Source organism: Janibacter sp. UYMM211 (assembly GCF_040547045.1).
In the GTDB taxonomy this organism is placed as follows: domain Bacteria; phylum Actinomycetota; class Actinomycetes; order Actinomycetales; family Dermatophilaceae; genus Marihabitans; species Marihabitans melonis.
The window spans coordinates 667,619-681,744 of the sequence record NZ_JBEPOY010000001.1; the positions used below are offsets into that span (position 1 = coordinate 667,619).

Sequence of the window (14,126 nt, forward strand, 5' to 3'; positions counted from 1 at the left end):
GCCCTGGACGGTGCGCTGCGAACCGTCCGTCCGGGTCATGCCGGGGAGCCGTCGGCGGGCCTACCCTGCTCCCCTGAGTCGCACCACCGGCTCACCCTTCGCGCCACCCGAGGTCGACATGGCTGCTCCGCTCCGCATCCTCGTCCCGCTCCTCTCCGCCGTCGTCCTGGCCGCCGGCGCCGCCGCTCCTGCCAGCGGCTCACCGCCGGGCGCCTCTGCTGCCGCGGGCACCGTGCGGATGACGGGCGTCGTCCTGCGCACCCCGGCCGAGCCTGGTCAGCCCGCCCGCACGGGGCTGCGCGTGGGCAGCCGGCTCGTCGCGACGAGCGGTGCCGGCATCGAGCGCACCCCGGCCGGCTCGCAGGTCACCGTCGACGTCGGTGTCCCGCCGACGGCCGGCCCGTCGGGCGACCGGGTCGCCGCGAGCATCGACGCCGCGTCGCGGCAGGGCGCGCCCGCGCTCGCCGTGCAGCGGGTCGTCAGCTCGACTCCCCCGGTCGCGCAGGCGTACACGCCCGCGACCCGCGCGCTGACGATGGTCAACGTCACCCCGCGGGGAGCCACCCCGGACCCGATCGGCACTCCCGCCCTCACCACGCAGGTGAGCGCGTCGAGCACCTTCTGGCAGCAGCAGTCCCGCGGCGAGCTGCGCCTGGCGATGTCGGGCGCGCTGCGCCCGTCGTACACCGCGTCGGTCGACTGCTCCGACCCCTTCGCCCTGTGGGACGAGGCCGCCCGGCGCACCGGGTACGTCGACGCCGACAACTCCTCGCTCGTCCTCGTGCTGCCCGGCAGCGCCGGGTGCTCGTACGGGCTCGGCACGATCGGCGGCTCGCCGAACAGCGGGGGCTACATGTACTACTCGGGCGACAGCCCCGACGTCCTCAGCCACGAGGCCGGCCACAACATGTCGCTCATGCACGCGGACCGGCTGGCCTGCCCGACGGCCGACGCCCGCCAGCTCGGGTGGGACGACTTCGGCACGTCGTGCGAGCTCGCCGCCTACGGCGACGGGCAGGACATCATGAGCGTCGACCTCATCGGCTCGCCCTCGCCCATGCTCTCGACGCCCCAGGCCCTGCGCACGGGGATGCTCGAGGCGAGCGCGGCGACCGTGCTGCCCGGCACCGGCACGTCGAGCGTCACCCTGCTGCCCGTCGCGGGACGGACCGGGCTGCGCTCCGCACGGGTGACCAACCCCGCGACCGGGGTGACGTACTACGTCGAGTACCGGCGGGCGAGCGGGCTCGACGCCGAGAACGCCTGGGGCCACCGCACCGGCGTGCGGGTGCTGCGGTGGAACTACGACAGCACGAACCAGACCGTCCTGCTCGACCCCTCTCCGACGGGCACGTGGGACGACGCCGACCCGGTGCTCGACGTCGGCGAGACGCTGACGACCTACGACGGGGGCCTGCGCTTCCGCACGGTCTCGGCGGGCACGACGTCCGCGACCGTCGAGGTGGTCAGCTCGGTGACGTTGCGCGACTTCACGATGAGCGCCGGCCCGTCGGTCAGCGGCACCCGCGGGGTCGGGCGCACGCTCACCGCGAACCGCGGCACGTGGAGCCCGACGCCGAGCAGCACGAGCTACCGGTGGCTGCGCGACGGCGTCGCGATCTCGGGGGCCTACTACAGCACGTACACCCCGCGCACGGCCGACGCCGGCCGGTACCTCAGCGTGCGGGTCACCGTCCGGCGCCTCGGGTACCGCGACGCGACGGCGACGAGCTCGCGGGTCGGCATCCCGATCTACGCGACGACCGCGCCGCGCATCGGGGGCACCGCCCGGGTGGGTCGCACGCTCACCGCGTACGTCGGGTCGTGGACGCCGACGCCGTCGACCTACGGCTACCAGTGGTACCGGGGCAGCACGGCGATCTCCGGGGCCACGGCGAAGACCTACGTCGTGCGCTCCTCCGACGTCGGGGCGAAGATCCGCGCGCGGGTCACCGCGCGACGCACCGGGTACAGCAGCGGGTCGGCGTACACGGCGTACACGGCGGCGGTGACGCGCTGAGGGGGTCGGGCGGGGGCGAAGGGGGCGTCGCCTCCTCGTCGTGAGGGGCTGACACCGGCCGCCACTACGCTGCACCCGGGGCCGGACCCGGGCCTCAGGGCGGCGGCCCGACGTCACGCACCGCACAGCTGAGGACCCCATGACCCACCGACCTGTCGTCGGCGCGCTGGCCGCGTGCGCGGCCCTCGCCGTGGCCGCCCCGGCCGCCGCCACCCAGAGCCCGTCGACCGCGGTGTCGTCCTCGAGCAGCACCACGCCGCTCGTCCGGCTCACCGGCACGCTCCTGACCACCGCGGTGGAGCCGGCCCACGGGTCCACCGTCACGCCCGGCGCCGCTCACGCCGCCGTGCGGGTCTCCGGCCGGCTCGTGCCGGTCGACGCCGGTGCCGTCGCCGACGTGCCCTCCGGCAGCCGGGTCACCCTCGACGTGCGCGTGCCCGACCCCGTCGTCGACGCCGCCGAGCAGGGCGACCGGCTGCGGGTGCCGACGGTCGCCGGTCGGACCGTCACCCATGACCTCGGCAGCGCCGACGTCGACGCCGCGAGCGACGACTCCCCCGCGACCGCGGGCTCCGACATCGGTCGGGCGACGACAGACCAGGCGATCGCCCCGGGCACCGACCCGCTCGCGGTCGAGGAGGTCGTCTCGACCCGGGCCGCGGCGGCCGCGGCCTACACCCCGGCGACCCGCCGGGTCACGGTCGTCAACGTCGTCCCGCGCGGCGGCACCGCCGACCCCGCGACGCGCGCCGAGATCAGCAGCATGGTGAGCGGCACCGACGCCTTCTGGCGGGCCAACTCGCGCAGCACCCTCAAGGTCTCGCTGGCGCGGGTCGCCCCGTCCTTCCGCTCCTCCTACGGGTGCGACGAGCCGTGGAAGATGTGGAACGACGCCGCCGCCCGGCTCGGATGGCCAGGCAGCGCGGACACGACGCTCGTGCTCGTGCTGCCCGAGCGTCTGCCCTCCTCGCTCGGATGCGGCTACGGTCTCGGCACCATCGGCGACGACCCGAACAGCCCCGGCTACGTCTACGGCATGGGCACGGCCGTCGACCTCCTCGCCCACGAGATCGGGCACAACATGTCGCTCGACCACGCCGACGTGCTCACCTGCGAGACGAGGGCGCAGGACGCGGCGGTCAGCCGCGGCCGGTGGCCGAGCCGGTGCAGCGAGTGGGAGTACGCCGACGGCCAGGACATCATGAGCCTCGACGGCGAAGGTCCTTCGGGCATGCTCTCCACCCCCCGCGCGTGGCAGCTGGGGCTGCTCGAGCGCTCTGCCGTCACCTCGGTGCCGAGCGGTCGGACCACGCGGGTCACGCTGCGCCCGCTGGCCGGGCGCACCGGGGTCCGCGGCGCCACCGTCGTCAGCTCCTACTCCGGTGCCCGCTACTGGGTCGAGTACCGCACCCCCGCCGGCCGCGACCGCTACAACGCCCTCGGCCAGCGCACCGGCGTCCGCGTGCTGCGCATGGGCCCGAGCGGCACGACGGTCCTGCTCGACCCGACGCCCACGGGCGACATGGACGACGAGCTGCGCCTCACCGCCGGCCGCACGCTGCGCAGCTACGACGGGCGCATCCGGGTCACGACCGTCTCGACCTCGAGCACCGCCGCGGTCGTCGACATCACGGCGTCCTCGAGCGCGACGTCCTTCTCCCGCGTCTCGGCCCCGTGGGTCGCCGGCACCCGGGGCGTCGGCCGGGCGCTCACGGCGCGCGAAGGGGGCTGGCTCCCCGTCCCCGCGTCGTACACCTACCGCTGGTACCGCGGCGGCTCCCCGATCAGCGGCGCGACCGGGCGCACCTACCGCCCGACGACCGCCGACGCGGGCCGCTACCTCTCGGTGCGGGTCGTCGTCTCCGGGCCGGGCCTGCTCGCGACGAGCCGCACCTCGGCCGCGGTCGGCATCCCGATCTACGCGACGACCCGGCCGAGCGTCGCGGGCAACCCGCGCGTCGGGCGCACCCTCGAGGCCCGGGTCGGGCGGTGGACCCCGTCACCGACGAGCTACGCCTACCGCTGGTACCGCGACGGCCGGGCGATCTCGGGCGCGACGGGCAAGACCTACCGGGTCACGTCCTCCGACGCCGGCCGCCGGCTCAAGGTCGTCGTCACCGCCCGACGCTCGGGGTACAGCACCGGCTCGACCTCGACCTACTCCACGGCCGCCGTGACCCGCTGACCGTGGCCCTCCCCTTCGCGCTCGTCCGCGTCACCGGCGCCTCGATGGAGCCGACGCTGCGCGCCGGCGACCTCCTGCTCGCGCGGCGCGGGGCGAGCGTGCGACCCGGTGACGTCGTGCTGTGCGACCTGCCGCCCGACCCGTGGGGCCGGCCGCGCCCGACCGCCGTCAAGCGCGTCACCGGCACCGACCCCGACGACCCCGGGCGCTGGTGGGTCGAGAGCGACGACCCGCGCGCCGGGGTGAGCTCCTTCGACCCGACGGTCGGGTCGCTGCCGCCGGAGGCCGTCCACGCACGGGTGATCCTGCAAGTCCGTTGCAGGAGGTGGGATCTGCGGGTCCGCCGAGTAGGTCCGGCGCCCGCGCGCGACTAGGTTTGGACGTGGACCTGCCCACCATGACGAGAGGACAGACATGCGTCTGCGTGACCTCCTGCACATCCCCACCGTGAGCGCCCACTGCGACCTGCCCTGCGGTGTCTACGACCCCGCCCAGGCCCGCATCGAGGCCGAGTCGGTCAAGGCCATCATCAAGAAGGTCGCCGACAGCGACGACCCCGACTTCCGCACCCGCGCGGTCGTCATCAAGGAGCAGCGCTCGCAGCTCGTCAAGGAGCACCTGTGGGTGCTCTGGACCGACTACTTCAAGCCGCCGCACTTCGAGAAGTACCCGCAGCTGCACACCCTCGTCAACGAGGCCACGAAGCTCGCCGGTGCCTCGGGCACCAAGGGCGAGTTCGACGAGGCCAAGGCCGACGAGCTCCTCGCGAAGATCGACGAGATCGACAAGATCTTCAAGGAGACCAAGCAGGCCTGATCTCGGCCCGCTGACGAAGGGGGACCCGCGCGACCTCGCGCGGGTCCCCCTTCGTCGTGCTCGGGGTCGTCCAGCGCGCGCTCAGCCCTGCGAGACGACCTCGTCGAGCGCCTCGACGACCTCCGGGTCGTACTCGTAGCCCAGCCCGAGGTGGAGCCGCTCGAGGGCGAGGTGGACGACGCGCTGCCCGTGGGCACCCTCGGTGAGGTCGTCGTAGGCGTTGACGACCTTGATGATGCGGGCCTCGACCGGCAGCTCGCGGCCGATCTCGAGCTGCTGGCGGTAGGGCTCGTGGACGGCGGCGAGGACCTCCTCGAGACCGGGGGTGTCGAGCGCGGTCCGGGCGATCCGGCGCGAGGACTCGATGACGGTCTCGAGCGACTGCGGCGACGCGTCGATCGTCATGCCGTGCTCGAGCGGCACCTCCAGACCCACCTGGCCGATGTCGTGGAGCAGCGCCGCGCGCTCGACCGAGTGCAGGCTGCGCTCGGTGAGACCGAGGCGGCGGCCGACCTCGACGGAGAGGTCGGCGACCCGCTGCGGGTGCCCGGGGCGGCCGCCCGCGGCGATCGCCGGGATGCGCGAGAGCACGACGAGCGCCTCGCCCTGGGCGCGCTGCACCGCGAGGTAGCGCCGCTGCGAGAGCAGCACGAGCGTGACCGGCAGGACGTACAGCGGCAGGGCGACCAGCCCGAGCACCGGGTAGCTCACGGCGATGAGCGGCCCCGAGGCGGCCACCGCGCCCGAGGTCACCGAGTCGAGGAGGAGCGCGCGCTGGGCGCCAGGGGCGCCGACCTCGCGCGAGCCCACCTGGACGAGCACCTGGGCGGTGCGCTCGACGAGCCAGCCGAGGAGCGCGCACAGCAGCAGCAGGGTCGCCGTGGCCGGGCTCGACAGGTCACCGCCCCAGGCCCACTGGAGCAGCGTGCCGCGGTCCTGCGTGGAGATCCCCCGGCAGGCGACCGTCGTGGCCGCCGCGCCGAGGAAGCGTGCGGCCGCCGGGCCGAGCTGCACCGGGCGGCCGAGGAGCCACGCGATGACCTGGCTGGCGAGGAAGAAGACGCCGAGGATCGCGATGACCCGGGCGGCAGAGGCGAAGCCGTCACCGGCGGTCACCGCCGGGGTCATGGCCAGGGCGACGGCCGCGGCCGTCGAGATCGGGGCGGCGTGCCGCGAGACCATGAGGCTCGGCATGACCTCGCCGAGGACGATGCTCGCGCCGGTGATGAGGACGAACCACGTCGGGAAGGACAGCCCGGGCGGGTCGAGGAGCAGGGCGACGCCGAGGACGAGGGCGGCGGTGGCCAGGACGATGCGGGGGCCGACGACCATGAGGGCGCGGGGCGGGCGCAGCCGTCGCTCGCGACCGCCGGGTCGGCTCGGGCCGATCGACGGGTGGGTGCTCGGCGCGCTCATCGGCGCTTCCTCGCGCTCGCGGCGACCCACCGGGTCATCTCGGGATCGGCCTGCTCGACGACGGACCACGACCGGGTGATGAGGTGCAGCTCGTCGTCGTCGACGGGAGCCGGGCGGGACCCGCCCTCGCGCGTCGGCTGGAGGACGGAGGGGTGGCGCTCGGCGATCGTGGTCAGGGCCTCGACGCAGTAGGGGTCGAGGCTGCGGCCGGACTTCTCGGCGCACCGGCGCAGCGCTTCTGCCGTGCTCAGCCCGTCGCCGACGTGCGGCTGGACGAGGCTGACCCAGGTGTCGGCGACGGTGACGATGCGCGCCTCGAGGGGGATGTCGCCGCCGGACCTGCCGTAGGGGTAGCCGCCGCCGTCCCACAGCTCGTGGTGGGCGAGGACGGCAGGAACGGCCGAGCGCAGCGGGCGCACGCCGTGGAGCATCTCGGCGGCGACGTCGGGGTGACGCACGAGGGTGTCGAGGTCGCGCGCCGCGACCTGCTCCTCGAGCAGACGTGCGCGGTCGAGCGAGAGCAGACCGATGTCATGCAGGGCACCCGAGGAGCGCACCGCCTCGACCTCGCGATACGACAGCGCGAGCTCCTCGGCGACGGCCGTCGCGACGCGGGCGCACAGCTCGGCGTCGGCGCGTGCGCCCGGGGCGCGGATGTCGAGCGCCTCGACGAGACCCTGGAGCATCGTCTCGTAGACCTGGTGCTCACGCGTGTACTGCATCAGGCCCCATTGCGCGAGGACGAGCGTGGGCAGCAGCAGCACCACGGCGAACCAGCCGAGACCGACGGGGTCCCAGAGCAGGACGAGGAGGTACGCCGTGATGCCGTACCCGAGGTAGGCCGGCGTGATCTGCGGCGAGAGCCCGGCGATGATCGTGCTCACCGGGGTGCCCTCGGTGATCCGCAGGATGCCTGCAAGGCTCAGCAGGTTGGTCAGGCCCAGACCGAGTGCGAGGAGCGCTGCCCCCAGTGCGATAGAGGCCGGTGACGAGCCCGACGACAAGGTCCCGGGCAGGACGGTCGTCGCCAGACCGGACCCGACGAAGACGCCGAGGATAGGCCATGACGCGTTGAAGGCAAACCGGCTGACGCTGCGGCGGTAGACCCATGCCGTCGAGATCCCATGGATCAGCATCGCCCCCGCAGGACCGACGAGCTGCACCGAGGCGAGCAGCACGACCGAGTGCAGCTGGATCGACACGTGCCTGATCGGCAAATTAGGGATGGCACGGGCGACGAAAGCGAGGAGCAGCAGCGGAACGGCCGCTCCCAGACGGTCCGGTAGCCCCCAGGTGACGGCTGCCAGAACGACGCTCGCGCTGCTGGCAGCAGCCAGCAGCGCGAGGTACAGGTTGGTCCCGCGCTCGACAGATGAGGTCATCTACGCGCGGGACGTGACGTCAGATCCAGTCGAAACCGCGGACGATCTTCGGAGCAGCAGAGGACGCGTCGTCCGCTGAAGCGGCCGAGGCGGCAGCGACACCACCGATGAGGGCCGCGACGGCCAGGGCGAAGGCGACAACAGTGCGCTTCATGATCACACCACACTTTCGAGATAACCCGGGAGGGGACCGGGGGCGGACCGTAGCCGCGCCTCAGTGGCGTGCGCTGGTCTCGTGTCCGCACGGTAATCTTGCCACAGCGGGTCATGAATCCGTATGGGATAGTTGAAGAAATCACCAAACCGGATGCGTCCCGTCCGGCACGACGGAGGAGGTCCCCCATGAGCAAGCGCGCGCGCAAGCGTCGGTCCCGCAAGGGCAAGGCCGCGAACCACGGTCGCAAGCCCAACGCCTGACCGGCCCGTCCCCGCAGGGGACGACGAAGGGGGCGCCCCACCACCTGGTGGGGCGCCCCCTTCGTCATGCCCGAGCCCTGCTCGAGCCGGCTCAGCCGGGGAAGCCCTCGGGGTTGGCCGACTGCCAGCGCCACGTGTCGGCGCACATGTCCTCGATGGTGCGGGTGGCCCGCCAGCCGAGCTCGTGCTCGGCGCGCTCGGTGGCGGCGTAGACGACCGCGAGGTCGCCCGCGCGGCGGGGCGCGATGTCGTAGGGCACCTGCGCACCGCTGGCCCGTTCGAAGGCGTCGACCATCTGCAGCACCGAGGTGCCCTGGCCGGTGCCGAGGTTCCAGGCGCGCGCACCGATCTCGGGGTGCTCGGCGAGGTGGTCGAGCGCCGCGACGTGGCCCTCTGCGAGGTCGACGACGTGGATGTAGTCGCGCTCGGCGGTGCCGTCGGCGGTCGGGTAGTCGTCGCCGAAGACGGCGAGCCGCTCGCGGCGGCCGACGGCGACCTGGGAGATGAAGGGCATGAGGTTGTTCGGGATGCCCTGCGGGTCCTCGCCGATCCGGCCCGACGCGTGCGCGCCGACGGGGTTGAAGTAGCGCAGCAGCGCGACCTGGAAGCCAGGGGAGGCGGCGGCGACGTCGGTGAGGATCTGCTCCTGCATGACCTTCGTCCACCCGTACGGGTTGGTCGCCGAGGTCGGCAGCTCCTCGGTCATCGGCACCGGGGCGCCCTCGCCGTAGACCGTCGCCGATGACGAGAAGACGAGGCGGCGCACGTCGTGCCGCTCCATCGCCCGCACGAGCGAGAAGGTCGAGCCGATGTTGTTGCCGTAGTACTCGAGCGGCTGCTCGGTGGACTCCCCCACGGCCTTGAGCCCGGCGAAGTGGATCACCGCGTCGAAGTGCTCGTCGGCGAAGAGCTGGGCGGTCTTGTCCTCGTCGCGCAGGTCGAAGCCGTACACGGTGATCGCCGCGCCCGAGAGCTCCTCGAGCCGGGCGACGACCGTGGGCTTGGAGTTGACGAAGCTGTCGACGACGACGGGCTCGTGCCCGGCCGCGAGGAGAGACAGGACGGTGTGCGAGCCGATGTAGCCGGCGCCGCCGGTGACGAGGACGCGCATCCGCTCAGCCGTCGTAGCGGATCTCGGTGTACTCCTGCACGACCCCGCCGTCGACGGAGTAGGTGCTGAAGGACTGCATGATCGTCGTCCGCAGAGCGGCCGGCGCCTGCTCGCGACCGCACGAGCGCTTGACGAGCGCCTTGACCATGCGCTCGAGGTCGTGCTCGTCGAGGCAGGGCTGGCACCCGCGCAGGTGCTCGGCGATCCGCTCGTGGTCGGCTTCGGTCATCTCGCCGTCGAGGTACTCCATGATCCGGTACATCGTCTCGGAGCAGTCGACATGGTCCTCGGCGTGCTCGCTCATGACGTCCCCCCTTCGCGTCCGGTGGTCTCCTGGGCCGCGCCACCGATCCCTCGGTCGCGCGCGTAGTCGGCGAGCTTCTCGCGCAGCAGACGGCGCCCGCGGTGCAGGCGCGACATCACGGTGCCGATGGGCGTGCCCATGATCTCGGCGATCTCCTTGTAGGCGAAGCCCTCGACGTCGGCGAGGTAGACCGCCATGCGGAAGTCGTCCGGCAGGTCCTGCAGCGCCCGCGTCACCTCTGTGTCGGGCATGTGGTCGAGCGCCTCGACCTCCGCGCTGCGCAGCCCACGGCTCGTGTGCGACTCGGCCTGGTGCAGCTGGTAGTCCTCGACCTCGGGGCTGCTCGACTGCTTGGGCTCGCGCTGCTTCTTGCGGTACGTGTTGATGTAGGTGTTGGTGAGGATGCGGTACATCCACGCCTTGAGGTTGGTGCCCGGGCGGTACTGGTGGAAGGCCGCGTAGGCCTTCGCGTACGTCTCCTGGACGAGGTCCTCGGCGTCGGTCGGGTTGCGCGTCGTGCGCATGGCCGCGGAGTAGAGCTGGTCGAGCAGGGGCATGGCCTCGCGCTCGAAGCGGGCTCGACGCTCCTCGGGCGACTCGGACGAGACGTCGACGCCGGCATCGGCGGCAGCCTGCTCCTCGTCGCTGAGCGGTGGGGTGATCGGCTTGGTCATCGCGCTCCAGCCTAGCGGGGCGCTGGTGCGGTCGACGGCGGGCAGCACGAGCACGTGGTGGCCTCTCGCAGTCGGGACAGGGTCGCTCATCTCAACATCCCTCCCCCACCCGGCATTCCCCCGCCCGCGCGCACCCCGCTCCCCCTTCGCCGAGGTATGGCAATCGGCTCACCTGGACCACCAGATGGGAGCAGATCTCCATACCTCGGCGATCCACAGGGGCGGTGCGCCCGGGTCCTCGGTCCACAGGCGGGCGGACCCGTCTCGCGCGGGGGCGGGCGAAGGGGGAGAACCGAGCCATGGACCTCCCGGTCGCCCTCGGCGACGCCTTCACCCTCGAGCACGCGCGGGCGCAGGAGCACACGGGCGCCTTCCGCTCCGGTTTCGACATCCCGTCCTCCGGGATCCGGGTGCGACGCGGGGTCGAGCTCACGCTGCCCGAGCGGCTGCGGCTCCTGCGCTCGGTCCTGCCACCTGACGTCGCCTTCTCCCATGACACCGCGGCCGAGCTCTGGGGCCTGCCCCTCCCGGCTCGCGCCGCGACGCCCGACCCTCCGGTCCACGTCATCCGACCGATCCACCGACCCCCCGTCGTGCGGCGGGGAGTCGTCTCGCACAAGGGCATCGGCACGCGCGACATCGCCGAGATCGAGGGCCTGCCGGTGACGACGGTCGTCGACACGTGGTGCGACCTGGCCGCCAGCTGGTCCAGGGCAGCCCTCGTCGCCGCCGGCGACGTCCTGGTGCGCGAGCACGGTGACGAGCACCTGCGCGAGCTCGTCAGCGACCTTCGCGGCTGCCGCGGCGTGCGGACCATGCGCGAGCTGCTGCCCCTGCTCCGCGCGAGGTCCGCGTCACCCACCGAGTCACGGGCCCGTCTGGTCTTCCACGACGCGGGGCTGCCGGAGCCGGAGCTCAACGTCGAGATCGTCGACGACGTCGGCGTCTGGCTCGCCACCCCCGACTTCACCTGGCGCGCCCAGAAGGTCGTCGGGGAGTACGACGGCGACCAGCACCGCACGGATCGCACCGCGTGGCAGTACGAGCGAGATCGCCGCGCGCGCCTGGAGGACCACGGGTGGACGTACGTCGAGATGACCTACATCCACCTCGTCGACCCGGCTCGCCGTGCCCAGCTCGTCACCCGGCTCGCGGCGCACCTGCTCTGAGGCCGGTCGCGCCGCTTCCCCCCAGGGCCGACCGCGCTCTCCCTTCGCCCCCCGCGCTCCCCCGTCGCCCCTCGCCGAGGTATGGCAATCGGCCCTGATCCACGCAGGATCAGGGCCGATTGCCATACCTCGGCGGGGCTGGGGGGACCCGAGCCCGGAGGTGGCGGGCTGGGGGGACCGAGCCCGAAGGGGGCGGGTCGGGTCAGGCGTAGATGTGCCGGGTGGCGCGGGCGCGCTTCTTCAGGCCCTTCATCCCCTGGGTGGCGAGGATCTTCAGGGTCTGCGCCGAGCTCGTCGCGTTCGGGCGCGAGAGGCGGAAGATCTCCGACCACGCGGAGGCGACCTGGCGGGGCAGGCTGCCCTCGACGTAGGTGAGGTCGTACTTCTCGAAGAGGGCGCGCACCTTCGGCTGGACCTCGGCGAGCTTGATGCTCGGCATGTCCGGGAAGAGGTGGTGCTCGACCTGGTGGCTGAGGTAGCCGGTCATGACGTGCATCGCGCGGCCGCCGCTGATGTTGGCCGAGCCGAGCATCTGACGCAGGTACCACTCGCCGCGGGTCTCGCCGTCGATCGAGGTCTTCGTGAAGGTCTCGACGCCGGACGGGAAGTGGCCGCACATGATGACGCTGTGCGTCCAGTAGTTGCGCACGACGTTGGAGACGACGTTGGCGGCGAGGGTCGGCAGGAAGTTCGGGCCGGACAGCAGCGGCCACAGCACGTAGTCACGCGCGGCGAGCTTCTTGATCTTGTTGACGACGACCTTCGCGTCCCGCTGAAACTCCGGGTTGGACTTGCGGCCCTTCCAGTTCTTGCCGAGCTCGAGGTCGTAGGCAGCGATGCCGTACTCGAAGAAGGTCGCGTTGACGGCGTTGAGCAGCGGCTGCGCGAGGTAGATCGGGTACCACTTCTGGGCGTCGTCGACGCGCATGATCCCGTAGCCGAGGTCGTTGTCCTTGCCGACGACGTTCGTGTACGTGTGGTGGACCTCGTTGTGGCTGTGCTTCCAGTGCTCCGAGGGCGAGACGTTGTCCCACTCCCACACGCTCGAGTGGATCTTCGGGTCACGCATCCAGTCCCACTGGCCGTGCATGATGTTGTGCCCGATCTCCATGTTGTCGAGGATCTTGGCGACGGACAGGCCGGCGGTGCCGACCACCCAGGCGATCGGGTTGCCGGAGAAGAGCAGGACGCCGCGGCTGCCGATCTCGAGGTAGCGCTGGGTCGCGATGACCTTGCGGATGTAGGCGGCCTCGCGCTCGCCGAGCGAGTCCATCGCCTCGCGGCGGATCTCGTCGAGCTCGCGGCCGAGCTCCTCGATCTGCTCGGGGCTCAGGTGCGAGATGGGGCTCGGCGTCGCGTTGACGACGGTGTGGATCTCCTCCGACCGGCCGCCGGTGATACGGGCGTCGGTGCGGGTGGAGGTGCGCTCCAGGGTGGCAGTCATGCTCGCTCCTTCTGCTGGATCGTGCAGGCGCCCGCGGCGGCCGAGATGCAGGTCTGCACCTTCACGGGCGGGTCGTCGGTCGTGGTCTCGGTGACGATGCCGGTGCGCAGGTCGCGCACGGCGCCGTCGGTCAGGGGCAGGACGCAGCCCATGCAGATGCCCATCCGGCACCCGCTGGGCATGAGGACGCCGGCGTCCTCGGCGGCGTCGAGGATGGTCGTGGCGCCGTCGACCTCGAAGGTCGGGCTGGCCGTGGGCCGGGCGGTGTCGAGCATCGTCACAGAGCCGCCGTCGCCGGTCACGGCGAGGACGGGGCGGAATCGCTCGACGTGCATGGCCTCGGTGAGGCCGTGGCCGGCGAAGTGCTCCTCGAAGGCGTCGAGCATCGGCGTCGGGCCGCAGGCCCAGGCCTGCCGCTCGCGCCAGTCGGGCACGACGTCGTCGAGCATCTGCGGCGAGAGCATGCCCTCGTCGTCGGTGTGCCGGACGACGACCCGCACGCCGGGGCGCTCGGCGGCCAGCTCGGCGGCGAAGATGACGTCGGCCGGCGTCGGCGCGCTGTGCAGCAGCACGACGTCGGTGCCCGACAGGTCGTGGCTGCGCAGCATGCCCATGACGGGGGTGATGCCGGAGCCGCCGGTGACGAAGAGGAGGCGCTCCGGGAGCACCTCGGGCAGGACGAAGTCGCCGCTGGCCTGGTCGAGCATGACGAGGGTGCCGGGGCGGGCGTCGTGCACGAGGTGGCGGCTGACGAGACCGTCGGCCATCGCCTTGACGGTGATGGTGATGAGCCCGTCGGTGCGGTCGGCCGGCGAGGTGATCGAGTAGGCGCGCCAGCGACGCACCCCGTCGATGTCGATGCCGAGGCGGATGTACTGACCGGCACGGTGGCCGGCCCAGTCGCGACCGGGGCGCAGGGTGATCGTCGCGGCGTCCGCGGTCTCAGGGGTGATGGCGACGACGCGGGCGCGCAGCTCGGCGCCGGCGCGCAGCGGCGCGACCATGTCGAGGTAGTCCGTCGGCAGCAGCGGGGCGGCGAGGACCTCGGCGACGCGGGTCGCGGAGGTGCGCAACCGGGCGAAGGGGGAGCCGGCCACGCGGTCGGGTCGGGCATCAGTGGTCATACATCCATGATGTCGGCCCAAACCCCATGCGGGACTGTCCACCCGGCGTAGTCTTCACCTCCAG

At 72.6% G+C, this 14,126-nt stretch carries 14 protein-coding genes; 6 read left to right on the plus strand and 8 right to left on the minus strand.

From position 1 onward, the window contains the following. Positions 1 to 118 precede the first annotated feature (118 nt). The 4 genes from ABIB53_RS02980 (at position 119) to sodN (ending at position 5,021) form a co-directional block, all read left to right on the plus strand. Positions 119 to 2,020 (plus strand): hypothetical protein, encoded by a 1,902-nt coding sequence (locus ABIB53_RS02980; protein ID WP_354587065.1) that lies wholly within the window; start codon positions 119 to 121, stop codon positions 2,018 to 2,020. Positions 2,021 to 2,159: 139 nt separating this feature from the next. Further along, positions 2,160 to 4,205 (plus strand): hypothetical protein, encoded by a 2,046-nt coding sequence (locus ABIB53_RS02985; RefSeq protein ID WP_354587066.1) that lies wholly within the window; start codon positions 2,160 to 2,162, stop codon positions 4,203 to 4,205. 2 nt (positions 4,206 to 4,207) lie between these two features. Further along, positions 4,208 to 4,579 carry a S24/S26 family peptidase gene (locus tag ABIB53_RS02990; protein WP_354587067.1) on the plus strand — a complete coding sequence of 124 codons (372 nt, stop codon included), beginning with the start codon at positions 4,208 to 4,210 and terminating at the stop codon, positions 4,577 to 4,579. 40 nt (positions 4,580 to 4,619) lie between these two features. Further along, entirely contained in the window at positions 4,620 to 5,021 is a 402-nt protein-coding gene (gene sodN / locus ABIB53_RS02995; RefSeq protein ID WP_068277561.1) for a superoxide dismutase, Ni, read from the plus strand. Positions 5,022 to 5,102: 81 nt separating this feature from the next. On the opposite strand, the gene ABIB53_RS03000 is transcribed toward sodN, so the two are convergent. The 3 genes from ABIB53_RS03000 to ABIB53_RS03010 are packed head-to-tail and all read right to left on the minus strand — an operon-like array spanning position 5,103 to position 7,973. Further along, on the minus strand, positions 5,103 to 6,437 hold the full coding sequence (locus tag ABIB53_RS03000) for an HD-GYP domain-containing protein (RefSeq protein WP_354587068.1): 1,335 nt from the start codon (positions 6,435 to 6,437) through the stop codon (positions 5,103 to 5,105). Next, positions 6,434 to 7,819 carry an HD domain-containing phosphohydrolase gene (locus ABIB53_RS03005; protein ID WP_354587069.1) on the minus strand — a complete coding sequence of 462 codons (1,386 nt, stop codon included), beginning with the start codon at positions 7,817 to 7,819 and terminating at the stop codon, positions 6,434 to 6,436. Before ABIB53_RS03005 ends, ABIB53_RS03000 begins: the two co-directional genes overlap by 4 nt. Positions 7,820 to 7,838: 19 nt before the next feature. Then, complete coding sequence (locus ABIB53_RS03010; RefSeq protein WP_264156495.1) at positions 7,839 to 7,973, minus strand: hypothetical protein; 135 nt, start codon at positions 7,971 to 7,973, stop codon at positions 7,839 to 7,841. Positions 7,974 to 8,161: 188 nt separating this feature from the next. Here ABIB53_RS03010 and ABIB53_RS16240 point away from each other — a divergent pair, with 188 nt between their 5' ends. After that, positions 8,162 to 8,236 (plus strand): 50S ribosomal protein bL37, encoded by a 75-nt coding sequence (locus ABIB53_RS16240; RefSeq protein WP_370670760.1) that lies wholly within the window; start codon positions 8,162 to 8,164, stop codon positions 8,234 to 8,236. 91 nt (positions 8,237 to 8,327) lie between these two features. Here ABIB53_RS16240 and galE read toward each other — a convergent pair whose 3' ends face one another. Genes galE through ABIB53_RS03025 form a run of 3 tightly spaced genes read right to left on the minus strand, consistent with a single transcriptional unit; the run spans position 8,328 to position 10,325 of the window. After that, positions 8,328 to 9,347 carry a UDP-glucose 4-epimerase GalE gene (galE, locus tag ABIB53_RS03015; RefSeq protein WP_354587070.1) on the minus strand — a complete coding sequence of 340 codons (1,020 nt, stop codon included), beginning with the start codon at positions 9,345 to 9,347 and terminating at the stop codon, positions 8,328 to 8,330. A gap of 4 nt (positions 9,348 to 9,351) precedes the next feature. Beyond that, a complete protein-coding gene (gene rsrA, locus ABIB53_RS03020; protein ID WP_123092112.1) occupies positions 9,352 to 9,651 on the minus strand; it encodes a mycothiol system anti-sigma-R factor in 300 nt (99 codons plus the stop codon). Then, positions 9,648 to 10,325, minus strand: a complete 678-nt coding sequence (locus ABIB53_RS03025) for a sigma-70 family RNA polymerase sigma factor (protein ID WP_123092357.1) — start codon at positions 10,323 to 10,325, stop codon at positions 9,648 to 9,650. The genes rsrA and ABIB53_RS03025 overlap by 4 nt, the downstream gene beginning before the upstream one ends. Before the next feature lie 299 nt (positions 10,326 to 10,624). On the opposite strand from ABIB53_RS03025, the gene ABIB53_RS03030 reads away from it, so the two are divergent. After that, entirely contained in the window at positions 10,625 to 11,494 is an 870-nt protein-coding gene (locus tag ABIB53_RS03030; RefSeq protein WP_354587071.1) for a hypothetical protein, read from the plus strand. Between the two features lie 202 nt (positions 11,495 to 11,696). On the opposite strand, the gene ABIB53_RS03035 is transcribed toward ABIB53_RS03030, so the two are convergent. Together ABIB53_RS03035 and ABIB53_RS03040 are read right to left on the minus strand one after the other, a co-directional pair. Beyond that, positions 11,697 to 12,938 (minus strand): fatty acid desaturase family protein, encoded by a 1,242-nt coding sequence (locus ABIB53_RS03035; RefSeq protein ID WP_354587072.1) that lies wholly within the window; start codon positions 12,936 to 12,938, stop codon positions 11,697 to 11,699. Next, on the minus strand, positions 12,935 to 14,062 hold the full coding sequence (locus ABIB53_RS03040) for a ferredoxin reductase (RefSeq protein ID WP_123092115.1): 1,128 nt from the start codon (positions 14,060 to 14,062) through the stop codon (positions 12,935 to 12,937). Before ABIB53_RS03040 ends, ABIB53_RS03035 begins: the two co-directional genes overlap by 4 nt. Between the last annotated feature and the right edge of the window lie 64 nt (positions 14,063 to 14,126).

Bases quoted from the DNA above. Each gene is read 5' to 3' on its own strand.
- ABIB53_RS02980 (WP_354587065.1), top strand. From the start codon at position 119: ATGGCTGCTCCGCTCCGCATCCTCGTCCCGCTCCTCTCCGCCGTCGTC.
- ABIB53_RS02985 (WP_354587066.1), top strand. From the start codon at position 2,160: ATGACCCACCGACCTGTCGTCGGCGCGCTGGCCGCGTGCGCGGCCCTC.
- sodN (WP_068277561.1), top strand. From the start codon at position 4,620: ATGCGTCTGCGTGACCTCCTGCACATCCCCACCGTGAGCGCCCACTGC.
- ABIB53_RS03000 (WP_354587068.1), bottom strand. From the start codon at position 6,437: ATGAGCGCGCCGAGCACCCACCCGTCGATCGGCCCGAGCCGACCCGGC.
- ABIB53_RS03005 (WP_354587069.1), bottom strand. From the start codon at position 7,819: ATGACCTCATCTGTCGAGCGCGGGACCAACCTGTACCTCGCGCTGCTG.
- ABIB53_RS03010 (WP_264156495.1), bottom strand. From the start codon at position 7,973: ATGAAGCGCACTGTTGTCGCCTTCGCCCTGGCCGTCGCGGCCCTCATC.
- galE (WP_354587070.1), bottom strand. From the start codon at position 9,347: ATGCGCGTCCTCGTCACCGGCGGCGCCGGCTACATCGGCTCGCACACC.
- rsrA (WP_123092112.1), bottom strand. From the start codon at position 9,651: ATGAGCGAGCACGCCGAGGACCATGTCGACTGCTCCGAGACGATGTAC.
- ABIB53_RS03025 (WP_123092357.1), bottom strand. From the start codon at position 10,325: ATGACCAAGCCGATCACCCCACCGCTCAGCGACGAGGAGCAGGCTGCC.
- ABIB53_RS03030 (WP_354587071.1), top strand. From the start codon at position 10,625: ATGGACCTCCCGGTCGCCCTCGGCGACGCCTTCACCCTCGAGCACGCG.
- ABIB53_RS03035 (WP_354587072.1), bottom strand. From the start codon at position 12,938: ATGACTGCCACCCTGGAGCGCACCTCCACCCGCACCGACGCCCGTATC.
- ABIB53_RS03040 (WP_123092115.1), bottom strand. From the start codon at position 14,062: ATGACCACTGATGCCCGACCCGACCGCGTGGCCGGCTCCCCCTTCGCC.